This is a genomic window from Spirosoma validum (genome assembly GCF_014699035.1).
GTDB lineage: Bacteria > Bacteroidota > Bacteroidia > Cytophagales > Spirosomataceae > Spirosoma > Spirosoma validum.
Genome location: NZ_JACXAA010000026.1, coordinates 1 through 24,899, shown reverse-complemented (window position 1 = coordinate 24,899; position 24,899 = coordinate 1). Strand labels below are relative to the sequence as shown.

Sequence of the window (24,899 nt, the reverse complement as noted above, 5' to 3'; positions counted from 1 at the left end):
CTTACTCGACCAGCAGCTTTATTTTTTTGCTTTTCGTCCGACTCTGCAGCCAGCGTTCGATCTGGCGTTTTTCGACCTCCGTATGGCGACGCGAGAATTTGGCATACACCAGCGTAACCGTATCGGGTTTGTTGCTGCTCGCATTCATCACCAGCGACCGGGCGGCTGTAAACGTCTGCACATCGGGCATCAGGGTTTTGAGTTCGTTTCGCAGGTCAGCCACCGGCAGGCGCGACGTTTGGGTCAGGTCGATGTACTGACGTAACGAATCGATGGTGTGGTCTTTTCGGGAAATGGTGGCCTGGCTGTACTGAATAACCTGGTCGGCCAGCGTCGTTTTCAGCGCGTCGACGTCGATTTCCGTATCTTTAAAATTCCCCTGTTTAACCACGAGGATTGCGTCGCCCAGCCCATAGGCGGGCATTTTGGTACGTAACAGATTGATCGAATCTTTGGGCAGCGGTTCGCCTACCAGCGAGAGTTCCAACGTACTCTGCTTGCGATTAAAACGAGCTTCATAATTGATTAACTGTCGGTATTGAAAACTACATTCGGCCGTAACAAACCGCTTGGCGGATTCTTCAAATATCGTTTTACGCACAATCTGATACCCCAGATACGTACTGGGTACAATGGCAATCAGCACCGCCATCCAGATCGTTTGACGTACACGTCGTTCAATTTCCGGCGTTGGATATTCTTTCTGGTGATAATCTAAAAAACGTACGATCAGGAACGTAGCCAGACTAATGCAAATCCCATTGATCAGAAATAAATAAAAGGCTCCCGCGAAGTAATACAGATTACCCGTGGCAATCCCATAACCAGCCGTACAAAGAGGAGGCATAAGGGCGGTGGCTATCGCAACGCCCGGAATAACATTCGTTACTTTTTCCCGACGCGACCCGGCCACAATACCCGCTAACCCACCAAAAAAGGCCACCAGGGCATCCCAGACGGTAGGCGACGTACGAGCCACCAATTCAGACTGAGCCAGGTGCAAAGGACTCAGTAAAAAATAGACTGTTGAGGTCAGCAGGCTAATGAATACCGCAATGCCTAAGTTTTTCAGGGCTCGCGTAATCATGTCCAGATCATTAATGCCAACGCCCATGCCAATCCCCATGATAGGGCCCATGAGTGGCGAAATAAGAAAGGCTCCGGTGATGACGGCGGGCGAGTTAATATTTAGTCCGATGGACGCAATGAAGATGGCAAAGATGAGTGTCCACAGGTTAATACCCCGAAACTCAATTCCCCGGCTAACGGACTGGATAACCTCCGCTTCATCGTCCTTGTCTTCTTCCAGACTAAACCGCTCACGTATGATCTGGCTGATGCGGGCTAAAGGGTCCGACTTCTTCGTTTGCGGTGCATTTGGGTCGTCGACAGTCATTTGTTACAGGTTCAAATACCAGTTGTTCACGTCAAATAAACTGCGGTTTTAATCGAAAGTTAATGTAAACTTACCCACTTTCGCTACTCACAGTATGGATCTATTTACCCTCATTACGTTACTCATCGTTGCTTCGGCGTTTTTCGCCTATCTCAACACCCGCTGGCTTAAGCTACCGGATGCCATCGGGATTATGGTGCTCTCGCTTAGCTTTTCAACCCTATTACTTGGATTAAACGCGATTCATCCTGCCTGGTTTACCTCGATTCGCCAAACAGTGGCAGCCATTGATTTTGGTCGTGTACTCTTCGATGGGATGCTCAGTTTTTTGCTGTTTGCCGGAGCACTTCATACGGATGCGTCCAAATTACGGGGCGAACGCCGATCGGTAATCTTATTTGCTTTTGTTGGTATTTTACTCAGTACAGCGCTAGTGGGAACAGGGCTCTACTTTTTAACCAGACATACAGACCTGAATCTGTCCTTTCCACTCTGCCTGCTTTTTGGTGCCCTGATTTCGCCGACTGATCCGATTGCCGTACTGGGCATTCTGACCAAATTTAAAATACCTGACAATGTCAAACTTAACATCGTTGGTGAATCATTATTTAATGACGGTGTTGGGGTTGTTGTGTTTGCAACGATTTACCGGATCGTAATAAATGGCGTTGACAGCATCAGTACGGGTGAGATTGCCTTACTATTTCTGGAAGAAGCAGGGGGAGGTATCGTATTTGGTCTGGCTCTGGGCTATGGGATGTTCTGGATTTTGCGTTCGATCAATCACTATCAGACCGAAGTAATCATAACGGTAGCGGGCGTAATGGGTGGATATTTGCTGGCTCAGAAACTCCACATCTCTGGACCCTTAGCCATGGTCGTAGCTGGACTTCTGGTAGGTGGGCATCATGCGCGCCAGGACGCAATGAGCCAGCTTACCGAAGAATATGTCGATAAATTCTGGGAGTTAATTGATGGGATTCTAAACGCCTTGCTTTTTGTATTGATTGGCATTGAGCTGCTTATAATTGATTTTCACCTAACTCAATGGACCATTTATCTGTTGGTCGTGCTTCTTGTTTTAGTAGCAAGATACCTATCTATTTTACTGCCCTTTTCGTTGGCACGGCGCTGGCTTAATCTCGATGCCAGCGCCCCGCTAATGTTGACCTGGGGCGGGTTACGGGGTGGCCTTTCCATTGCTATGGCCTTGTCCATTGATGATTCACTGCCTCAGAAAGCGTTCATCGTGACCGTTACGTATGCGGTTGTGTTGTTCTCCGTAATTGTGCAGGGATTAACTATGGAACGGCTCATCCGGCGACTGTATCCCACTGACGAAGCCAGTTAAGCACGGCTGCGATCGGGCTTCTAGTTAGTTTGTGTTTCTGGCTCTTTTGGGTCCCTGACAAGCGGCTGCGCCATCGTTTCGCGGACAAATCCTGTTTTCAGATGTTCATAAAACGATACGGGGTCAACCAGCGAGGCCGCTCCCTGCGCCATCAGACCGCCCAGCAATAGTTGAAAAATAGCGGAATGCCGATCCGTCATTTCCAGCACCAGAATAGCCGCCGTAAACGGTGAGCGAACAACGCCGGTCAGAAAACTAACCATACTCACCAGAATGACCAGGTTCGTATCGCCGGGAGCCACGTGTATCAGCCGGGAAAGCCCGTCTCCGAGAATAGCCCCAGCGCTCAACGACGTAGCAAAAATACCACCCGCTGCCCCTCCGCTGTAGCTGAGCGCCATCCCCGCAAATCGAACCGGAAAGAGATACCAGGGCGTCAGGTGATCATTTTGAAACAACAGCCGATTAATGATTGGTTTTCCGGTTCCGACGGCATCCGTACCGATTAAATAGGCAAAACCAGCCAGTAATAACCCACAGACCGCTACCCAGGCCGCCTGTTCGGGCAAGGTTCGAAATCGGCGACGATAGGCATTCAGCCAAAGCAAGGTTTTGGCAAGCAGAGCCCCGGCCAAACCGCAAAAGATAGCTACCAGCACAACCACGCCTAGTACCCAGCCCGTCGAAGCGGTAACTTTAGGGAAACCCAGGTACAGATAAGGCCCCTGAATGGCTTGGGCGGTCATACCGGCAATAATAACGGCCGTAAAAACTGCCGTTCGAAAACGGGTGAGGTGCGTCTGGGTTAGCTCTTCTACGACAAAGACGATACCGCCCAGGGGGGTGTTGAAGGCGGCCGCCAGACCAGCTGCCCCACCCGTGACCAGCGCAATTTGCCGGGATAATTGCGGCCATCCCGCCGGCTGTAGTCGATTGATCGCCCGAAAAATAGCCGCTGAAATCTGTATGGTCGGACCTTCCCGGCCAATGACGCCCCCGCCAAGCAACAAAACAACGCTACTTAGTACTTTAACAGCAGCAACCCGAAGACTCAGCAGATAGGCAGTACGTCCATGCGTAGCCGGATTTGATAACTCGATACCGGCCATTACCTGCGGAATGCCACTTCCCCGAGCAGCCGGAGCTAGTTTGGCAACCAGCAGCCAGGCAATCAGGAAAGCAATGGGTGTCGTGATGAACGTTACGTAAGGGTGCGCCTGAATCCAGGAAAAACTGATTTGCTCCGCCCACACAAACAGTTCTTCATAGCCCACAGCGACAAGCCCGGTTAGCAGGGAGGCCACCCAGAACGGCATACTCTGGAGAATAACCCGGCGGACACGTTCGGTGTAGAGCCGCTTAATAACATGTTGATCCAGCCAGGCCAGTACCTGCGCGTATCGGGAAAATCGGTTGGCCATGCCGTGGAATCTAAGTAGGTCTTAGTAGATAACGTACTGAGTTGACAGATGATTAAGGCATCGCTAAAGTCTAAGCAAATTCTAAGAACTCTTTAAGGCCTTTATAACCAGCGGGCGTCACCTTTGCTTTCATCACACATGAACTTATAACCATTACGTATATGGAAACAACGGAACGTAACCCCACAACCCTGGCCTGGGTGCTGGCCGTCCTGATCGGCGTGGGCCTGGCCGGCGGTCTTTACTGGAACAACAATCGCACCCTGACCCACCGCTATGACCAGGCCGAACAACGGGCGGATTCCTTACTATCCGTCAAATTTCAGCTCGAAGGTGACAATCGCGATTTGAAAAAACAACTGGAGACAGCCGCTGACGATAAAGACTACCTGAACAAACGTATTGACAATCTACATGGCCAGCTAACCCAGCGCGACCAGGTTGTGAATACGCTGCGTCAAACGAGTACGGGCCAATCGCGCACCATTCGAAACCTGAATCAGAACGTAAGTCGATTATCGATTGTCCGGGATAGTCTGGAGAATCAAATGGTGGCAATGCACGACAAAATCAACTGGCAAAGCCAATCGAATGCCTCACTGCTGAAGCAGCAAAACGAACAACAACAAGAGCAGCAGAATCGCATGGACGCCCGGCTACTGACAATGGTACCGCGCTCGGCCATTACGGGCGATGCATTCCGGGTTGACGTCAGTAAGTCGAACAAAAAAGTGACGGCGAAAGCGAAGAAAGCCAATACGCTGACCATTTCACTCAATATACCATCTGTGTTGAAACTGGAAGGCATACAGGAGGTTTATCTGAGCTTAACCGACGAACAGCAGAAGCCCATGATACCGGCGCTTCACACAACGACTGTTACGTTGCCGGATGTAAACGAGGTTATTCCGGTTCATGCGACGCAGGCGGTAAATTTCGCCCGCAATCCACAGCGCATTTTCTTTTCGCTTAGTCCTGAAACGGCCATTAAGCCGGGCATTTACCGGGCAGCGGTCTTTACAAAAGATGCGTATTTAGGTTCCGTTGAATTCCGGCTGCGGGACAGTTTCTGGTTCTTTTAGGTAATGAGCCTGTTTAAACGTTTAGAAATCAAGTGGGAACAGGTGCGTTTTTGTCATTCCTCCTTTGTCGGAATAACAAAAACGGCTGGAACGTAGACACAGAGTAGGCCGACAAATTGCTGACCGTACAAACCACCGATAACGTATTGCTGATCTTGTGCAACAGGCTGCCGAAAGCGGGTTCTCTGGATGAATAGATCACTACGTAATCATGTAGGGAGCTATTGATACGAGCAGGTTGCCAGCTCTTTTTCTAAGCCAATTCTAAGCAATCTTTAAGTTCGCTCTTAGGTCTGTGTGATAAGTTGCATACACTTCCCAACCGGCTGACGAAGCTGGCAGAGGACAACTAAACCGAAGCACAGCATGAAAACGCAACTGACACTTTTATTTCTCTCAGGTCTGGCGGGCGCTACGTTAGCACAGACGCCAGCGCCCGATGCGAATACCCTGATAAATCTTGGCCGTTTCGACGAAGCGAAAACGATTCTGGTCCGAAACGCGCAACAAAGTCCATCCGTACAAACGTATTTCGACGCCGGATATGGTTATCTACGTAGCGGTCAGCCCGATTCGGCCCGTGTCTGGTTCGAGAAAGGCATTCCGCTGGACGAAAAACGGATTCCACTCAATCAGACGGGCTCGGCGATTACGTATCTGGTTAAAAACGACATGGCCAATGCCGAACCTAAACTGGCGGAAGTTGTCGATAAGAGTAAGGGCAAAAACGCGGAGATTCTGTACCGAATTGGTGAAGCTTATACGGGTTATCTGACCCCAGGCAATGGTTCGATTAAGCCAATTTATCCGAAAGTCGTCAATGCGGCCAAAGCCATTGATTATCTGAACCGGGCTGCCGAGCGGGACAAGAAAAACCCGGCGATTCAACTGGCGCTGGGCGATGCCCACTACCTGAACAAAGACGCCGGTACAGCTGTAACGCGTTACGAAAGTGCGCTCGAACTGGGCATGAATGCGTCGCGGGTTTACCAGCGGATCGGTGATATTTACTGGCAGGGGCGCAACCTGAATCTGGCTGTCGAGAATTACAAAAAAGCAATTGAGGCCAACCAGAACTATGCGCCGGCCTATAATCAACTAGCCGAGTTGTATTTCCTGGTCAATCGCTACAAGGAGGCTGCCAGCTACATTGATCAGTATGTGAACGTATCAAAAGACAAGCGGCAGGAAACGTTGCTACGTCAGGCCCAGTTTCATTTCCTGGCGAAAGATTATCAACGGGCCGTCAACCTGATCGACAGCAACCGTACCGCTCTGGCGCAAAACCCGATCGTTTACCGCATTGAAGGCTGGGCGTACTCGTCACTGAAAAAACCGCAGGAAGCCATTCAGAATATCACTACGTTCCTGGAAAAAGCGCCCGATAAAGCGATGCCCGACGACTATAAATACCTGGGGAATGCGTATCTAGGCATTGAAAATCCCGGTAGTGATTCGCTGAAAGCCATCAATGATTCGCTGGGCATTATGAACCTGGCCAAAGCGGCCCCGTTTGACACAACCGAGAATCTGTACAGCGACATCGCCAAGTATTATTACCGCGCCAAAAAGCATCCTGAAGCGGTAGCCGCCCTTGATTCGGCCGCTAAACACGGTTTCAAGGCCGACGTACAGGATTTGTTCCGTTACGGCATGAGCAATTATACGCTGGGTTTCCAGCGTGATAGTCTGGGCAAGCTGGTACGTGACACCACTCGCTTTCAGATGGCCGATTCGGCCCTGGCGTTGGCTCAGAAAGCCTCACCAGAATACGCCCCCACCGTGTTGTACCGGGCCAAAGCGAACTACTACGCTTACACGCCCGAAGAAGCGGTACGTAACGGCAAAGCGAAGCCTTACTTCGAGCAGTTCATCAACATGGTAGCTGACAAAGAGGAAGAACGAAAGCGCTACAAAAAAGATCTGGTGCTGGCGTTAAAATACATGATTTCGTACAACGAACTGGTTACCAAAGATGAAAACGCCCGAACCGAGTGGCTGAAAAAGGGACTATCGTTCTTCCCCGAAAACAAGGACTTAGCCAAAATTGCCACACCCGAAACAGAGACGGCTGACCAGTAATTACTTTTTTCATAGTTGAACTATCTTACCGCTACCGGGGCTCTGATTCCGGGTAGCGGTTTTCTTTTCCCTAAATACAACTCCCCGGCCACGTCCATTCGGGCGAAAAATTTTGTGCTTTTTTAAGTCGAATCAACCCTAATTCTTCACCTCTAAGCAAATTCTAATAATTTTCTAAGCTGGTCTTTACTTGTGCGGGCGTATTTGCATCGGTAGCTAACGGAGTAGTCTGCTTGTCAGGCTACCGTTTGTAGCGCTACCTATTCATCGTTCTGACCAACTTTCTTTATGCAACCTTACTCAGGCATACTTGCCCTGCTCATCGGCGCTTTCCTGGCTTCCTGCTCGGCGAAAAGCGAAAAAAAGCAGGAAGCCTCCATACCAACGCTTCCGGTCATTCAACTGACAAAGCAGGACGCCACCCTCGACCACGATTACGCCAGTAATCTCGAAGCGGTGCAGAACGTAGAGGTTCGCGCCCGGGTGGCGGGTTACCTGGATAAAATTTCAGTCGATGAAGGCCAACCCGTTCACAAAGGCCAGTTGCTGTTCCAGCTCAATCCTACTGAGTATCAGGTCGAAGTAGACCGGGCGCAGTCTAGCCTGGAGAGTGCCGTCGCACAGGAAGAGTCTGCGGAGGTTGAAATGGGCCGCGTGAAGCTACTCGTTGATAAAAACGTCATATCGCCCTCGGAACTGAAACTTGCCAAATCGAAAGTAGAAACGGCTAAAGCGGGTATAAACGGCGCCAAATCCGCCTTAGCCAAAGCCCGATTCCACGTATCACTGACCAGCATCCGGGCGCCCTTCGACGGGGTAATCAATCGCATCCCATTCAAACGGGGCAGCCTGATTGAGGAGGGCGCCCTGCTCACCTCGATCTCCGACCTTCGGGAGATGTACGCGTATTTCAACGTATCGGAGAAAGAATACCTGTCTTTCATCAAAAAACGACTCGACCCCGAAAAGGCGACCGTTCGGGAAGTTGAGCTGCTCTTGGCCGACGATTCGCCTTATGCGTACAAAGGCAAAATCGAAACCACCGAGACTGAATTTGAAGACAACTCCGGTACGATTGCTTTCCGGGCTACGTTCCCGAATCCGAAACGACTGCTTCGACACGGCGCTACGGGTAAAATTCGCCTGGAAACCGATGTAGACGATGCCTTGCTGGTCCCGCAAAAAGCCGTCTTCGAAGTGCAGGATAAAAATTTCGTCTACGTGGTCGATGCGGCCAACCGAGTAAAAGCCCGGAGTTTTATTCCCAGCAGTCGGGTCGATCAGTTGTACATCGTTCAGTCGGGTCTTAAACCCGGTGACCGGATTGTCTACGAAGGTATCCAAAGCCTAAAAGACGGCATGAAGATCAACCCTAAAACATTGCCCACCAAGAGCTTACAAGCCATGTACGCATCAGCTCGCTAATCAATCCAGGCCATATTTTGTCATGCTGGCGAAGCCGGGCGGCCGGTGCCGAAGCAGCTCCGCTAATAACGAAACAGGTCTCATCCGAAGATGCTTCCTTCGTCAGCATGACAAAGACGTCAACGTATAAATACTATAACCAGTAGTACGTCCTAACTATGTTTAACACCTTCATAAAAAGGCCCTTACTCTCCACGGCTATATCCGTCCTGATTGTTTTGCTGGGCGTGCTGGCCCTGACGGGTCTGCCCGTTACGCAGTTTCCCGACATTGTACCGCCTTCGGTGACGGTAACGACCAGATACACCGGTGCCAGCGCCGATGTGTGCGTTAAGACCGTAGCTACCCCGCTCGAGCGAGCCATCAATGGGGTGCCTAACATGACCTACATGACCTCGATTTCGGGGAATGACGGTACTACACTGATCACCGTTTTCTTTAAAGTAGGTACCGACCCTGACCTGGCGGCCGTGAACGTGCAGAACCGCGTGACGACCGTGATGGACGAACTGCCCGAAGAAGTGATTAAAGCCGGGGTCGTAACCGAAAAGGAAGTGAACAGTATGCTGCTGTACCTCAACATCGTCAGCGACGACCCCAAAGTAGACGAAAAGTTCATTTACAACTTTGCCGACATCAACGTACTGGCCGAACTCAAGCGGATCGACGGCGTTGGTTTTGCCGCCATTATGGGTAGCCGCGATTATTCCATGCGGGTCTGGCTCAAACCCGACCGGATGACGGCCTACGACATCTCGCCGGATGAAGTAGTGGCCGGGATTCGTAAGCAGAACGTTGAAGCCGCCCCCGGCAAAGCGGGCGAAAGCGCCGACCAGGCTCCCCAGACGCTGCAATACGTACTGCGTTATACCGGTAAGTTTTTTGAACCAGCGCAATACGAAAATCTTATTCTGCGCGCCAACGCCGACGGTTCGCTGCTCCGACTAAAAGATGTGGCCGAGGTTGAGTTTGGTTCACTGGATTATGGCGTATTGTCCAAGAACGACGGTCGCCCATCGGCGTCGATCATGCTCAAACAGCGGCCCGGTTCCAACGCCAGCGACGTAATTGCGGCCGTTAAAACGCGGATGGCCGAACTCAAAGAAAGCTCCTTTCCGGCAGGCATGACCTATAATTATGCCTACGACGTATCGCGCTTTCTGGACGCATCCATTCACGAAGTGGTCCGCACCCTGATGGAAGCCTTTGTGCTGGTATTCATCATTGTGTTTCTGTTTCTACAGGACTGGCGTTCCACACTGATCTGCGCGCTGGCCGTTCCGGTGGCCCTGATTGGTACGTTCGCCTTTATGAGTTCGATCGGTTTTTCCATCAATCTGCTCACGCTGTTTGCCCTGGTACTGGCCATCGGCATTGTGGTCGATAACGCCATTGTGGTGGTTGAGGCCGTTCATGCCAAAATGGAAGAGCCGGGTGCCGATGGCGGTCATTTATCACCGCGAGCCGCTACGTTCGCAGCGATGGGCGAGATTGCCAGCGCCATTGTGGCTATTACACTGGTTATGTCCGCCGTGTTCGTGCCCGTAGCGTTCATGACGGGGCCGGTCGGCATTTTCTACCGGCAATTCTCGCTCACGCTGGCGATTGCCATTGTCATTTCCGGCGTTAACGCCCTGACACTCACGCCCGCGTTATGCGCTATTCTGCTCCGTCCCGTTCATGGCGAGCAAAAAGGATTGCTGGGCGGGTTCTTTGCTAAATTCAACCGGGGGTACGAAGCCCTGGCGAGCACGTATCAGAGCCTGCTCCGTCGGATTGCGAATCGGAGCAGTATTACGTGGGGGCTGTTATTGCTGTTCATTCTCGGCACCTGGGGCGTTAGTACCATCCTGCCCAGTGGGTTCATTCCAACCGAAGATCAGGGCATGATTTACGTCAACGTAACAACCCCCGTCGGCGCGACCGTCGACCGAACCGAAAAAGTGCTGGACGCCATCGAAGCGATTGCTTCCGAACAGGAATCGGTCGAGAACGTATCGACGCTGGCGGGGTATAGCCTGATGACCGATGGCGCGGGGGCTTCCTACGGCATGGGGATGATTAACCTCAAGCACTGGGATGAGCGCAAAGAGTCGATGCAGGCGTTGATTGCTACGCTGGAAGAAAAAACCAAAACCATTACCGATGCCACGATTCAGTTCTTCCCGCCACCAACCGTTCCAGGCTTCGGTAATTCAAGCGGATTTGAACTGCGTATGCTGGACCGGGGACGTAGTGGCGACCTCACGGAAACCGCTAAAGTGGCCCAGAATTTTATCGCAGCTTTAAAAAAGCGCCCCGAAATCAGCGATGCCTTTACCAGTTTCGATCCGAGTTTCCCGCAATATTTACTGCACGTCGATCAGGAAAAAGCGTCTCAGAAAGGGGTCTCCATCGACAACGCCATGAGTACGCTGCAAACGATGATGGGCAGCTATTACGCGTCCAACTTTATCCGGTTCGGGCAAATGTATAAGGTGATGGTGCAGGCTGCGCCCAGCTACCGGACCAAACCCGAAGATGTCCTGAACATGCGCGTCAAGAACGATCAGGGCGAAATGGTTCCCTATTCCAACTTCATCCGGCTGGAGCGCGTCTATGGTCCCGAACAGATCACCCGGTACAACATGTATACCTCGGCGATGATCAACGGGGACGCTACGCCCGGCTACAGTAGCGGTGATGCAATTCGGGCCGTTCAGGAGGTGGCCGCTCAGACGTTGCCCAAAGGCTACGGCTACGAGTGGTCGGGCATGTCGCGGGAAGAGGTCGAATCGGGCAACCAGGCTTTGTACATTTTTGCGATCTGTCTGGTGTTCGTCTATATCCTGCTGATGGCGCAGTACGAAAGTTTGCTGCTGCCCCTTTCCGTTCTGCTGTCCTTACCGACCGGCATCTTCGGCTCGTTTTTCTTTCTACAACTGATGGGTCTGCAAAACAACATCTACGCGCAGGTGGCCTTGGTGATGCTCATCGGGCTATTGGGTAAAAACGCGATTCTGATTGTCGAATTTGCCAGCCAGCGCCAGCGCGAAGGCTTACCGATTCTGGACGCTGCCGTAGAAGGAGCCGTCTCGCGATTACGTCCGATTCTGATGACCTCGTTCGCATTTATCGCGGGGCTGATTCCGCTCTGTATGGCATCGGGGGCGGGCGCGCTGGGCAATCGGTCCATCGGGACGGCAGCGGCTGGCGGGATGTTTACCGGTACGTTGTTCGGGCTGATCATCGTGCCCGGTCTATACGTCTTCTTTGCCAAACTCGCCGAACGGTTCGGTTCGAATAAACCGGCTGATGACGAACCCCAGGACCATACTAGTCAGAAGGCCGACACCAAGCCGGCTGTTTTATCCACTCAACCGCACGTCAATGGCACCGTTATTCATTCCTAGATCATTCCGAATCAGTTGTTATTTTCTGCTGAGTATTGGTTTACTGAGTAGTTGTCAGTTACCCAAACCATTGCTCCAGCCAACGGCCCGGCCCATCCCTGTTTCATTTGCTGGTCATACAGATTCGATGGGCATTGCCAGTCAGAACTGGCGAACGTTCTTTGCCGACCCGAATCTGGTGCAGCTCATCGACACGGCGCTGGCGGAAAATCTGGACCTGCGTATCGCAACACAACGTATTGAAGCCGCGCGGGGTGCTTTTGAGTACAATCGCGGGTTTCTGGCACCCCAGGTCAACGCCGTAGCGTCGGCGGGGGTAGACCGATACGGGAAATATTCCATGAACGGCGTCGGGAATTTTGATACTAACCTGTCGGAGAACATTCGGGGCAATGAACTAATCCCAACCCCTACCCCCGATTATTTTCTGGGTGCCCGCAGTACGTGGGAGGTGGACATCTGGGGCAAACTCCGCAACCGGAAGAAAGCGGCCTATCTGCGCTTGCTGGCATCCGAAAAAGGGCGACATGCGGTTATTACGTCCTTAGTGGCTGAAGCCGCCCGGTACTATTACACCTTACTGGCGTTAGACGGTGAACTGGAAATCATACAGAAAAACATCGACTTCCAGCAGAACGCGCTCGAACTGGTTCGGATTCAGAAAGAAGCGGGCCGGGTGACGGAACTGGCCGTTCAGCAATTTTCAGCCCAGTTGCTCAATACCCGCAGTCGGCAGGGACGGGTGCGCCAGCAGATCATCGAGAACGAAAACCAGTTGAACCGCCTGCTGGGTCGTTATCCGGGGCCCATTGCTCGGGGGCAGTCGCTCCAGATGCGCGAATTACCGGGTCAGGTACTGACGGGGATTCCGGCGCAGATGCTCATTCGCCGACCCGACATCCGGCAGGCTGAACTCGAATTGCAGGCGGCTCATGTGGATGTCGACGTAGTGCGGGCGGAGTTTTTACCAAGCCTGAACCTGAATGCGTATGTAGGCCTGAATGCTTTCCGGACAGCGGTCCTGTTTAACCCCGCTTCCATTGCCGCCGGTCTGCTGGGCGGACTATCGGGGCCCATCATCAACCGGCGTTTTCTAAAAGGAAATTATCGCCAGGCAGTGGCGCAGGCGAGTGAAGGGCTCTACCGGTATCGGCAGACGATCCTGACGGGTTTCAGCGAAGTGACGACGAATCTGCGCGGGGTCGAGAACTACCGGCAAGTCGCTGACGTACAGGCGCAGGAAGTGGCGGTGCTGCAACAGGCCGTTACCACGTCGAAGGATCTGTTTTCCAGCGGGTATGCTTCGTATCTGGAAGTGATCACCGCGCAACGTAGCGTACTGGAAGCCGAGCTGGCCCTGATCAATACCAAACAGGCTCAATTTCTATCGCTTACGGATTTATACCGGGCGCTGGGTGGCGGCTGGCAATAGGCCCTATAGGGTAAAATAACCATTCCGTAAAATACCGTGTTCACACGTAGTGAACGCTTCTGCGCTTACCAACTCATTTTTCTCAACGTTCAGTCATGAAATTACCTAATCGTCTCCTATTTGGCTTTTTTAGCCTGGCCTTACTGGTTCTGGCCAAACCTTCCCTTGCTCAAACCATGCCTTCATCGGCTACCGACCTGAAAGCCAGTGGTGTAAAGACCGGCACCAGTCTGGGTCTCAGCGCAACTAAATCAGCGGAGCACACTACGTTGCTTCAATTGCTGACAGCATCGGGTCTACTGCAACAGGCGAATGGGAAAGGTCCATACACCGTATTTGCGCCTACGAACGTAGCGTTCTCCGAACTTCCGGATGGTGAGTTGAGCGAACTCCTGCTGCCGTCGAGCAAACAACGACTCATCCAGTTTCTGGCGTACCACGTCGTGAAAGGTAGATTGACGTCCGATCAGTTGAAAGACGGCCAGAATTTAACGAACCTAACCGGGCAAATCCTGGTCGTTCATAAACAAGGGAATGACATCACGATCAAAGACGGCCGGGGTACGGTAGCCGAAGTTTTGCAGGCCGATATTCGAGCCACCAACGGCGTCGTCTATTCCATTAACCGAGTCCTGCAGCGAATTGTGAACAAAGGCCCGATTGTGCGTTAAAAGCGGTTATCAAGCTATTATTTCCTACGATTTTATGGAGTCGTAAAATCCGCTGATTGATCGATTTTTGTCTCTACTACAAATCGATTCTATCGCTTCGGAAGCTGACGGGTTTGATCAGTAGACTTTCTTTTTTTCAAATGCCAACCCGATTTCGACAGTATTGGCAACAAGTGCAGGAATCCCTCTGGTTTGTGCCGGGCCTGATGGTCCTGTTCTCCTTTGGGCTAGCCTACGGGCTGGTTGAGTTTGATGCGACGACCAGTTGGCATGGTGCCAAACAGTTCCCGCTGCTGTTTGCGTCGGGGGCCGAGGGTGCCCGAGGGATGTTGTCGGCTATTTCGGGCTCCATGCTGACCGTAGCGGCACTGGCCTTCTCGCTCACGCTATCCACCATTTCGCAGGTAAGCAGTCAATACTCGCCCAGAGTGCTGCGTAACTTCATGCGCGACCGCGTCAATCAGGTCGTCATGGGTTATTTCGTGGGTGTTTTTGCCTACTGCCTGATTGTGCTGGGTACCATTCGGGGTAGCGACGAGATGAAGTTTGTGCCGTCTACGGCGGTGTTAGTTGGCCTGCTGCTGGCGTTGGGGGGAGTAGCGGCTCTGATTTTCTTTATTCATCACATTGCCGAATCGCTCCAGACCGGCACAATTCTTCAGCATATTTTTAATGAAACAGGCAAAGCCATCACCAAGATGTTTCCAGATCAGTTTGGCGAACCGATTGATGACCCCAAAAAGGCTGAAGCCGCTTTACAGTATACCGATGAACAAACGGGCTGGCATCCGGTCAAGACTAATCAGTCGGGTTATTTGCAGTTGATTAATACCAACGGCTTACTCAACTGGGCTACCAAAAACCGGGTTGTGTTACGTATTGAGAAAGAAATGGGTGCCTTTGTGGGCGAAGGTACGGTGCTCTTTAGTGTCCGAAGTGACATGGAACGTGCCGACCCTGAGGAAGCCGACTGGCCCGCTGATCTGATGGATTACGTTAGCATTGGGCGGCACCGGAACATAGAGCAGGACGTAGCATTTGGCGTTCAGCAGTTGGTCGACATCGCGCTGAAAGCGCTCTCGCCCGGCATCAACGACACAACCACCGCTATTATGGCTGTCGATTACCTGGGTGCCGTTAGCGAACGACTGGCCCGAAGCGCGTTTCCGGCCAGGCTGCGCTCAGACGGAAAGCAGTTGCGGGTACTGGTGCGGAGTATGGACTTCGATGATTACATCCGACTGGCGTTCGATCTGACACGTATCAATGCGAAAGGCGACCACGCCGTACTCCGGCGATTGCTTCGGGCCCTGGCTTTAGTCAACGAAGCGGTTTGTACAGACGACCGTAAGCCGATTCTACGCCAGCAAGCCGAACTGCTCATGGATTATGCCGACCAGACGCTGAACACCGATTACGAAAAGCAGCAGGTGCGCGATCTCTATAAAGAGCTCATGAAAACCTGGTCCTGACCACGTTCTGGAGCGCGCACTGCGTAGCGCTGAAAAGCGGGGTGACACCCAGCGGGCAAAACCGACACCGAACTAAACTACGGCCTGAATATGATCCTTGAACCAGTCCTGCACGGTTTCCAGCGTATACTCAGCTGACGCTACAGCGAGGGTGAAATTGATTAAAAGTTCGTCATCAACAAGTAGATCGTACCCATTCAGTTGAAGGAACAGCAACGCAGCTTCAAGACCAGTTCGTTTGTTGCCATCCTGAAAAATATGATTGCTGATAATATTGAAAAAGTACAAGCCTGCTTTTTGGTGTACATCTGGATAGAGAGGTGCGCCGAACATTTCAGCCTGTACGGCTTCAAGCAAATAATCTAGGTTTTCTTCGTGTAAAAAGTTAGCGGGTGGAACAAAATTACCACCCACATGCCTGATCGTCAGGAAATTAATTCGGGTAATATCCTCTTTCTGCAAATACTCCATCAGGCAAGCGCTTTAAATACGTTCTTGTAGCGTTCAAAATCACGCTGGATAATCGCATCCACTTTGGCCTGTCTGTCTGATACACTGGGTTTTGAGTCTTCCTCCAAAATCTCACGTAACATAGCTTTAAAAAGATCTTTGTCTTCGTGAATTAGCTCTCGCAAAGCCTGCTTAATAGTTTCTTTCTCCAGCGTTGTCATACTCGTCCTGTTTTTGCAAAAATACACAGTTTCCGGAAGTTCTCCGCGTTGGGGCTCGATCGGCTGCCTTAGCGTGTAACGCTGCTACGTTTGCTTTCCAGAATGTTCAACCGAGGATTTTATTCTAACCGAATTCTAAGGTTTTATTAAGTTCTGTCTAAGTCGACCGGTGTTATTTAAGTACTAAGCAGGTTGTAAAAATCTGATTGTCTACGCTTAACGGCAGATAACAGCTCGCGGTTGATTTACTGCGGGCCGAATTGTTACCATAACCATTACAACTATGACTACCGAACAACACAAAAAACAGGAAACCATGATGACACAGTCCAGTTCAAGACGGATGCTTGTGCTTTATGGCATACTTGCTCTATTGGTACTCGGCATGGGCTATTTACTGTACAAGAATACCCAATTGACCAGAGAATACACCCAGGAGCGCGAAGCCCTGCGCAGTACTGTCCAGACAACTCAACGATCTACTGACCGCCAGCAACTGATGTTCGGCATGAAAACGTTTGTCTGGGCGGTACGTAATGCCCTGTTGCAGAATAAGCCAGGCGAAATCAACGAGTACTTCAACACGCTGGTTAAAGACAAAGGTGTTCAGGAAGTCCTGCTGGTTGACCCTGCCGGGAAGGTGACGATCTCGACCAATAAGAAGAATCAAGGAATTGGTTTCACCAGCCGCTTTCCGACGTATTTACTTCAGCAGCAGGACGTTTATTTCAACGACAAAATCCCGTATGAGCTGTCGGCGCCCGTTACCGGCCCAAATAAACGTTTGGGAACCCTGGTAATGTTTTATAAACCCACGCCAATTCTGGCGGACTCAACGACTAAGCGCTAAGGTTCCCGATCAATTACTCCGCTTTTATCGACTTAAGCTGCCCGTCCGAGTTGTAAACGGCTCTTCTAACCTATTTTTTACTGACCACCCTTATGGAAACAGAAGCGCATTCATCCAAAACGAATAAAGTTCTCCTGATACTTGGCCTGCTTTTGCTCGCCGTTGGTGGCGTTTATTACTGGAGTCAGTCGCGTCAGCCCGATGGTGCCACCAGCACTCAGGCTAAACCTAAGACTGACTCGTCGCAAACGGACAAAACGCAGCTAAATGAGCAGCTAGACGCACTACGTAGCCAACTGGCGGACGCTAAGCAGGAAAACGCTTCGTTAACCGATCAATTGAACGGGTTGAATGACTTATTAGCACGGGCTTACGACCGGCTTAGTGTTTTAGAAGGTACCCGCATTGACCGAATGTTTCCAACCTTACCGGAAACCAATAATATTGACCAAAGGCCACTTCACGACAGTTTATCGAATCAACTGGCCCTTATGCGTGGAAAAGTCGATCAGTTACGTGAAGTCAGTCAACAGAACCGGGAATTGCAGCAGGCGCTCAATCAACGGGATGCTAAACTGAAAACGATGGTGTCTACCTCAGCCGTTACGGGGGATGCCTTCCAGGTAAGTCTCTTAAAATCAAACCAGAAAGTAACAGCGAAAGCCAAAAAAGTAGACGCGCTGAATCTCTCGTTTACGGTACCGGCCGAACGACATCTGGAAGGCACGAAAGACGTTTACTTAAGTCTGGTTCACGAGTCGGGCCGATCACCGGCGAGGCCATTGCCACTGGCCACCATCACGCTGCCATCCGGCAACCTGATGATACCCGTTGATGCCATACAAACCGTTACGTTCAACGGGACGAAACAGCAGATAAATTTCAGGTTTCACCCGACGGTAGCGCTTGAGCCGGGCACTTATCGGGCGTCCGTCTATACAAACGATGCTTATCTGGGATCGGTAGCGGTTCAGTTACGGGACAGTTTCTGGTTTTTTTAGGGGAAACGCTAAACGATGGGTGGTGTAGATACAACCACATCTGTTCTGCCTAGCCAGGCTTTAAGCGATTCGCACCTGGCTAGTTATCAGTCAATACTATATTTTTTTACAACGCAACGTTATGCTTTTACTCTGGAGTTTTTTTCAGCCACCCCGCGTCAATGAACCGCCTTTTACGTTCAATGATGGCATTACGCTATTCTGGCACACCGTTCGCGACTTTATGAAGGGAACCATTGAACGACTCCCCTATTTTATCGTCGGGATGGTTGTCTTTCTGCTGTTCTGGCTGCTGGCAAAAGGCGTTAAGAAACTGATCAACAAAGTGGCCGTTGGGAGTCACTCAATCGATGATACACTGGCTGACCTGGTGAGCCGAATTGTTGGTACGCTCATTACCATCGTTGGCTTTCTGGCCACCTGCGTAGTTATCTTTCCGTCGTTCAAACCCGGCGATATTATTGCGGGGCTGGGCATTACGTCGGTAGCCATCGGGTTTGCCTTCAAAGACATTCTCCAGAATTTCTTTGCCGGTATCCTCATCCTGTGGCGTCGGCCGTTCAAAGTGGGCGACCAGATTCGGGTCAACAATTTTGAAGGAACAGTCGAGGAAATCAACATGCGTTCGACACGGCTGAAAACCTACGATGGCGAGCGGGCTATTCTGCCCAACGGTGATGTCTATACGAGTTCGATCCTGGTCCGAACGGCCTATCCCAAACGCCGGATCAAGTTTGTGGTGGGCATTGGCTACCCGGACTCCATTGAAGAGGCTCGGAGCGTGATTCACGACGTACTGGACGGCATCGAGGGCGTTCTGAAATATCCGGCTCCCATGGTGTACGTAACCGAACTGGCGGCCTCATCGGTGAACCTAACGGTTTTTTTCTGGGTGGAATCCCAGCAGGCCAACGCCTTGAACGTGAGCGATCAGGTGGTTACGGGTATCAAACTGGCCCTCGACAAAGCCAGTATCGACATGCCCTTCCCTCATACGGTGGTTTTACTGGAAAAGCAACCCGACAGCGATGGTACGGCCCTCTTATCACATCCGGCGGCTAAAGACAAAGCCGTTCCTTCTTTAAACGGTCAGAACGCATGACGGACGTAGCAGCAACCCTACACAACCGGGTTTTCAAGGGTTGGGAAAGCATTGGTCGCGTCGTGTTCGTGGGGATACGGGCCTACGCTGGACTACTGTTTTCTCTGTGCATTTCGGAAAAACATACCTTCTCGAAAATAAATGCCCGCGTTGGCGATTCGATTTGAACAGAACCGACACTACAGCAACCAGCTCTCAAAATGTCCAGCCCCTCGCTACGGATGGAAATCAGTTGTAATACATAGTCCTTTTACTAATGGAACATACCACTTCTTTTTCGCGCCGGGTGGCTACGGCGGCCTTCATTACGTTGCTGATAGCGGCCCTATTCTGGCTGATTGGCTACGCAGCCAGCTTTTTCTTTCTCGTATTTGGCGGGATTACGTTTGCGGTGGTTATCAGCGCAATAGCTCATTTTATCCAGCACAAAACACCATTGTCGTATGGGCCCTCGGTGGCTGTCGTACTGCTCCTGCTAGTCGCCCTAATCGGGGGCACCATCTGGGGGTTAGCCCCAACTGTCAGCCAACAGGCAAGCGACCTGGCCAGGTCGCTGCCGCAGTCGGTCGAGCAGTTAAAAACGACGTTACAGCAAACCGAGTGGGGAAAGAAATTGCTGGATGGTATCCCGGAGAACCCGAGTGATTTACTCTCCACAGGCGGGCCAGGAAAGGGGGTTCTTTCGGAACTAACGGGTGTATTTTCAGGTACGCTGGGCGGCCTGGTCAACGTACTGATTGTGATCATTACCGGAATTTACCTGGCGTTTAATCCCGGCAATTATCGGAAGGGGTTCGTGCGGTTGTTCAACCCGTCGTATCGTAATCGTCTGCTCGACGTAATGGATACCTGTTACTCGACGCTTAAAAACTGGTTCATCAGTCGGACCATTACCATGACGGTGGTGGGCGTAGCGACCGGAATCGGACTGGCGCTGCTGGGCGTTCCGTTCGCCATTGTACTAGGCATAATTGCCGGGGTATTGAACTTCATTCCAAACCTGGGCCCTTACCTTGCACTGGCCCCGGCACTGCTGGTGGCTTTACCTCAGGGCACCGAGTATCTGCTGTACGTATTCGCCCTCTATATGGGCGTGCAATCGCTGGAAGGGTACGTACTGACGCCTTTGCTGGATAAAAAATTTGTATCCCTGCCCCCCGCGCTGCTGTTGTTCGGGCAGGTCCTGATGGGCATTCTGGTGGGGCTAGTCGGCGTCCTGTTCGCATCTCCGCTGATTGCTGTTCTGATGATTATGGTCGAAGAATTGTACGTCAAAGACCGGCTGGAAACAAAAACATGACTTACGCTGAAACCCTAGTGAGCTGTTCCAAACAGCAGCAAATTCATGCATCAATGTTTAGCAAAACCGATCATGTACTATAGCGGTTAACCAGATCATGCGCGTCAGTGAAGAAGTAATTTTATTTTTACGGTTCTAAAATGGTTGTTGATTTCTAGTCTGATCGGCGTTCTGGTAGGCTTTGCAGCCTGTTCCTATTCAGCTACCCAAGTGGCTGCGTCACCTTTGGCAATGCCTGGAGCGGTTTTTTCGAACATAAGCGGGAGGCAGCCAGTACATCAATCTGCCTTGCGTAGTAAAGGCGATAGCCTGAATAACGTATCTCTCCCACTAATCGTTAAAGTCATCATCGGATAGCTTATTTTCGGGCAATCATAAATAATCCGGCGGTCCCAAGCAGGTAAAGCAACAATACCACAAACGAGTCGATACCCATCCGGGCAATTTGCCGTTTGGGGCGAAACAGAAATCCATATACGTACACCACCGTTACCAGAATACCCAGCCCCGTCAGATATATATCGCTCTTCTGGGCTGTGGGCAGCACAGGCTTACCTGAAATCATAGTGGCCAGTGCCAGCAAGACAGGTAAAAAGGCGTTACCCCCAAAAATATCGCTGACGGCCAGCGTGTAATCTTTTAGTTTGACAGCCGCTAACCCGGTCGATACTTCAGGAAGGGACGTAGCAGCTGCCAGTATAGTGGCTCCGAAAATAACTCCGTTCATGCCCAGCTTCGACGACATAGCATCGCCACTTTCTTCGAGGGCTACTCCACCCGCCAGCGTTGCCAGGGCCGCAATTGAAAAGATCAGCACTGAGCGAGTGGTGCTTGGCTGGTCAGACGACGATTGATTTTTTTTCGGTGGTTGCGTTGATTGAACTAATTGCCAGGGAAGACCTTTATTCGCTTTATTCGTTAGCCAGACCCCTACCATCCAGACGACGATGAGCAATACACCGGCTGGCGTCATTCGGGCAACGATCAGATCGACTGGTAACTGATGGCCCATCACCACGATGGTTAACATAGCGATGACCACGATGCCTTCCAATACGGGTATAAGCGACGACTGGCGTGAGCTGAGCGTGGCCTGTTTACCGATACCTACCGCATCGAGCAGGGCCAATACGACGGTTTGCATCGCAATACCACCCAGAATGTTCCCCACGGCCAGTTCAACTTTGTTAGTTAAGGACGCGCTGATGGTGATGGCTATTTCGGGCAAATTCGTCACAATGGCCAGCACAATGATTCCGCCCAGCGCTTCGCCCAGCTTAAATCGTTTACTGAGTATGTCGGTCGTGTCCGACAGCGAAATACCGGCCCGCCAGACTACAGCAGCCGCTACGCTAAAAATCAGTAGCAGAATAGGTAACGATAGCGAATCGAGCATGATCTCTAAATAAGACCCTCCGACGTAGTGCCACCTGGTTGCTTACTGACCAGGTTATATGTACCAACTCGCTCGTTAACGTCCACGGCTCCGTTGTTCTTCAGGATCTGAACTGCCTGTTTGGCTTCATCGTCGGTCTGGGCGTGTACCGCAACCACAGAATCCTGATCGGCAAACTGGGCTGATTGATGCATGTTACGTTCACCATCGGCAATTTCCGCATCATCGACCAGTTTCTCAGGGGGTAAGCCGCTGGCGTTTGCAGACGGGTCCGGAACAAGTAAATCAGCGCTGATCGGTGTCCCCGATTGGTCCGACAGTTCGAGGTTATTCTGGAGGAAGCCTGCAGTTACTAATTGATCAAGAGCCTGCTGCGCTTCCGAAGCAGTCTTGAATATACCAACGACTGTGAGTCCCATACTTGACAAAGATTTAACGTTGAAAATGATTTAGTTAAGCCTGGCTGGTTTCTCCGACGACCTGAGAAAAAATACGAGCGACTTTTAGCGCTGCAACACGCAACTGCCAATGTAATATTACCAGAGCAATGCCTATAAGTCTGTTTGAAACAACCTGCCAAAGGCACGCATTGTTTCTGGCTCCTATCGACTATAGATTCAGCTTTAACTGTAAAGCCTATTCAAAAGAGATCCACATGCTACGGATTAGAGTTGACAATGAGTAAGTGCGAAATCAAGTACTTATGGTATTTCCATACTGATCTGTTTACTGAGCGATTAACTAACTGGCAAACATCTAAACGTTTTTCTGTGGAGGTTACATAACTTTCTACTTGCGGGCTATGTAATCATTTTCCGTAAAAGCTCCCGCCTGCGGTAGTTGACCTTTTCGTCCAATGAAAGGGGTGATAATTGTACAGAATAGGATACTAATCACCTATCAACGAACGCGTTATTTCAGCTATAGCAAAAACTAAAATCGTCCACGAAAACGTCCCATAAAATGCTCCTTCCTCTCAGGAAGGAATGTTCATGTTTTTGCTAAAAAATTGGGGCGTTTTCAATGATATAGTGTCAAACGAAAATAAAGAGTTGCCGTTCCCTCAAAGATCACATTAAATCATCTCAATCTCTTGATTTTAAGTCCTATCGTGAGTCAATTGCGAGCTTGATAATTTGCATTCCTTCTCTCAGGCACGATGATGAATAAACTAATCTTTTTTTGCACAATCCTGTTGTTAATGGCCACCAGTTGGCGGCTAAAAGCGCAAGCGAGAACTACCCTGTTTATGGGGATTGCTAATGATCAACTGAATGGTACGTTTAATACCGTCTATGGCTTCCGAGACAATATACCTGGAGCGACGGATGCCCCATCGTACGCACACGGACAGGGAAACACCCCTACTTGGCGCTAACGCCAGCAACTATACCAACGGCTCAAACAACACATCCCTAGGATTCAATGCAGGCGGTTGGTTTCTGAGTGGCTCCCAAAATGTGTTTATCGGCACCAATGCCGCTTCCTATTTTAGAAGTTCTGATATTTACGGCAGTACCACCAGAACGCTCACCGGCAACTGCTTTTTGGGTTACCAAGCGGGTACGTATAATCAAGCCGATCATAATGTGTTTATTGGCTATCAGTCGGGCTTTACCAATGTAACCGGCATCCGCAATGTGTTTGTCGGAGCCTCTACGGGCTATGCCAACACGGGGGGCGATAATGCCTTCCTGGGCTATCAGGCGGGCCAAACCAACACCACCGGTACCAATAACACCTTTCTGGGATCGCTGGCCGGACAGAGTAACACCAGCGGCCAGTTCAACTCGTTCGTGGGCAGTTATACGGGCCAGGCCAACACCACCGGTGGGCTCAATACGTTTATGGGCTATGGCACCGGCATGAGCAATACCAGCGGTCGAGTCAATACGTTTCTTGGCGGCTACGCGGGTGAAAGTAACACGACGGGTATCCAAAATACCTACGTAGGGTATCAGGCGGGTCAGGCCACCACCACGGGCAACACCAACACGATCCTAGGCTATCAGGCGGGCAGCAAGCTCACCACGGGCCATAACAACATCATCATTGGGCCAAAGTCGGGCACCGCCGTCACGGATGGGAGTGACAATGTGCTGATGGGTTACAACAGCCAGGCAGAGGAGGGTATTTTCAATGCTATCGCCATCGGCTCTCACAGCCGGGTAGCCACCAGCAATGCCCTCATTCTAGGCAACCGGGTGAACGTAGGCATCGGCACCTCGGCTCCCCATCGTAAACTGGAGGTGGTGGCTGATGAGGCTGATCAGAGCGGCTTACGGCTTTCTAAATTAACCAGCCAGAGCCAATTGAGGATGACTACTGATCAGTTTTTGACTGTAAATGATCAGGGCGATGTGGTCAAAGCCCGCTATCGGCTTCGTATTAATAGTCCTATTGAATGGAGTGATCAGGTATTTTCGCCTACCTACCCACTACGCTCCCTGCCCTCAGTTGCCTCATACATTGCTCAGTATGGTCATTTACCGAATGTTCCTTCAGCGGAAGAAGTAGTCAGCGAAGGGGTTGATCTGGTCAAAATGAATGCTACGTTACTGGAGAAGGTCGAGGAGTTGACGTTGTATAGTATTGAACAGGATAAAAAAGCGCGGAATCAGGACGAACGCATCAATCAGCTCGAACGCCTGGTCAAGCAACTTCTTCTCAAGAAATAACCCAGTTGATCATTGAATAAAAATAATAATGCTCAGCTGGTTAGGGCGTTTTTTGTGGGTAGTAGGCTTGCTGAGGGCCAAAGAAGAGATTCTCATAAAACGCTCAGTTGACTTGACTGACTGAAACAAGCACGGTTTTAATACGTGATGCTTGAGCCGCTGCTCAGGAGTTGCTGA

The 24,899-nt window shown here is 51.0% G+C and carries 20 protein-coding genes; 14 read left to right on the top strand and 6 right to left on the bottom strand.

Annotated elements, in window-relative coordinates; all coding sequences use genetic code 11:
* Position 1: 1 nt before the first annotated feature.
* Positions 2–1,396 carry a DUF389 domain-containing protein gene (locus IC230_RS32435; RefSeq protein ID WP_191043247.1) on the bottom strand — a complete coding sequence of 465 codons (1,395 nt, stop codon included), beginning with the start codon at positions 1,394–1,396 and terminating at the stop codon, positions 2–4.
* Positions 1,397–1,490: 94 nt separating this feature from the next.
* Here IC230_RS32435 and IC230_RS32430 point away from each other — a divergent pair, with 94 nt between their 5' ends.
* Positions 1,491–2,747 (top strand): cation:proton antiporter, encoded by a 1,257-nt coding sequence (locus IC230_RS32430; protein ID WP_191043246.1) that lies wholly within the window; start codon positions 1,491–1,493, stop codon positions 2,745–2,747.
* Between the two features lie 20 nt (positions 2,748–2,767).
* Here the strand turns inward: IC230_RS32430 and IC230_RS32425 are convergent, their stop codons facing one another.
* Positions 2,768–4,168 carry a chloride channel protein gene (locus tag IC230_RS32425; RefSeq protein ID WP_191043245.1) on the bottom strand — a complete coding sequence of 467 codons (1,401 nt, stop codon included), beginning with the start codon at positions 4,166–4,168 and terminating at the stop codon, positions 2,768–2,770.
* A 161-nt stretch (positions 4,169–4,329) separates the two neighbouring features.
* Between IC230_RS32425 and IC230_RS32420 the strand changes: the two genes are divergently transcribed.
* The 7 genes from IC230_RS32420 (at position 4,330) to IC230_RS32390 (ending at position 15,724) form a co-directional block, all read left to right on the top strand.
* Positions 4,330–5,250, top strand: coding sequence for a hypothetical protein (locus tag IC230_RS32420; RefSeq protein WP_191043244.1), 921 nt, complete (start codon positions 4,330–4,332; stop codon positions 5,248–5,250).
* Positions 5,251–5,616: 366 nt separating this feature from the next.
* A complete protein-coding gene (locus IC230_RS32415; RefSeq protein ID WP_191043243.1) occupies positions 5,617–7,332 on the top strand; it encodes a tetratricopeptide repeat protein in 1,716 nt (571 codons plus the stop codon).
* Positions 7,333–7,620: 288 nt separating this feature from the next.
* Positions 7,621–8,757: an efflux RND transporter periplasmic adaptor subunit gene (locus tag IC230_RS32410; protein WP_191043242.1), complete on the top strand. Its 1,137-nt coding sequence runs from the start codon at positions 7,621–7,623 to the stop codon at positions 8,755–8,757.
* Between the two features lie 158 nt (positions 8,758–8,915).
* Complete coding sequence (locus IC230_RS32405; RefSeq protein ID WP_191043241.1) at positions 8,916–12,149, top strand: efflux RND transporter permease subunit; 3,234 nt, start codon at positions 8,916–8,918, stop codon at positions 12,147–12,149.
* Complete coding sequence (locus tag IC230_RS32400) at positions 12,127–13,581, top strand: TolC family protein (RefSeq protein ID WP_191043240.1); 1,455 nt, start codon at positions 12,127–12,129, stop codon at positions 13,579–13,581. The genes IC230_RS32405 and IC230_RS32400 overlap by 23 nt, the downstream gene beginning before the upstream one ends.
* Before the next feature lie 95 nt (positions 13,582–13,676).
* Positions 13,677–14,252, top strand: coding sequence for a fasciclin domain-containing protein (locus IC230_RS32395; RefSeq protein WP_191043239.1), 576 nt, complete (start codon positions 13,677–13,679; stop codon positions 14,250–14,252).
* 140 nt (positions 14,253–14,392) lie between these two features.
* Positions 14,393–15,724, top strand: a complete 1,332-nt coding sequence (locus tag IC230_RS32390) for a DUF2254 domain-containing protein (RefSeq protein WP_191043238.1) — start codon at positions 14,393–14,395, stop codon at positions 15,722–15,724.
* A 72-nt stretch (positions 15,725–15,796) separates the two neighbouring features.
* Here the strand turns inward: IC230_RS32390 and IC230_RS32385 are convergent, their stop codons facing one another.
* Positions 15,797–16,195 carry a type II toxin-antitoxin system death-on-curing family toxin gene (locus IC230_RS32385; RefSeq protein WP_191043237.1) on the bottom strand — a complete coding sequence of 133 codons (399 nt, stop codon included), beginning with the start codon at positions 16,193–16,195 and terminating at the stop codon, positions 15,797–15,799.
* Entirely contained in the window at positions 16,195–16,395 is a 201-nt protein-coding gene (locus tag IC230_RS32380; protein ID WP_191043236.1) for a hypothetical protein, read from the bottom strand. The genes IC230_RS32385 and IC230_RS32380 overlap by 1 nt, the downstream gene beginning before the upstream one ends.
* A 283-nt stretch (positions 16,396–16,678) precedes the next feature.
* Between IC230_RS32380 and IC230_RS32375 the strand changes: the two genes are divergently transcribed.
* The 5 genes from IC230_RS32375 (at position 16,679) to IC230_RS32355 (ending at position 20,648) form a co-directional block, all read left to right on the top strand.
* A complete protein-coding gene (locus IC230_RS32375; RefSeq protein WP_191043235.1) occupies positions 16,679–17,245 on the top strand; it encodes a hypothetical protein in 567 nt (188 codons plus the stop codon).
* A gap of 92 nt (positions 17,246–17,337) precedes the next feature.
* A complete protein-coding gene (locus IC230_RS32370) occupies positions 17,338–18,246 on the top strand; it encodes a hypothetical protein (protein WP_191043234.1) in 909 nt (302 codons plus the stop codon).
* A gap of 121 nt (positions 18,247–18,367) precedes the next feature.
* On the top strand, positions 18,368–19,348 hold the full coding sequence (locus IC230_RS32365) for a mechanosensitive ion channel family protein (protein ID WP_191043233.1): 981 nt from the start codon (positions 18,368–18,370) through the stop codon (positions 19,346–19,348).
* Entirely contained in the window at positions 19,345–19,515 is a 171-nt protein-coding gene (locus IC230_RS32360) for a hypothetical protein (RefSeq protein ID WP_191043232.1), read from the top strand. The genes IC230_RS32365 and IC230_RS32360 overlap by 4 nt, the downstream gene beginning before the upstream one ends.
* Positions 19,516–19,604: 89 nt before the next feature.
* Positions 19,605–20,648: an AI-2E family transporter gene (locus IC230_RS32355; RefSeq protein WP_191043231.1), complete on the top strand. Its 1,044-nt coding sequence runs from the start codon at positions 19,605–19,607 to the stop codon at positions 20,646–20,648.
* Between the two features lie 358 nt (positions 20,649–21,006).
* Here the strand turns inward: IC230_RS32355 and IC230_RS32350 are convergent, their stop codons facing one another.
* Positions 21,007–22,044 (bottom strand): sodium:calcium antiporter, encoded by a 1,038-nt coding sequence (locus IC230_RS32350; RefSeq protein WP_191043230.1) that lies wholly within the window; start codon positions 22,042–22,044, stop codon positions 21,007–21,009.
* Positions 22,045–22,049: 5 nt separating this feature from the next.
* Positions 22,050–22,463 (bottom strand): hypothetical protein, encoded by a 414-nt coding sequence (locus IC230_RS32345; protein WP_191043229.1) that lies wholly within the window; start codon positions 22,461–22,463, stop codon positions 22,050–22,052.
* An 855-nt stretch (positions 22,464–23,318) separates the two neighbouring features.
* Between IC230_RS32345 and IC230_RS32340 the strand changes: the two genes are divergently transcribed.
* Positions 23,319–24,722 (top strand): hypothetical protein, encoded by a 1,404-nt coding sequence (locus tag IC230_RS32340; RefSeq protein ID WP_223861003.1) that lies wholly within the window; start codon positions 23,319–23,321, stop codon positions 24,720–24,722.
* Positions 24,723–24,899: the final 177 nt, after the last annotated feature.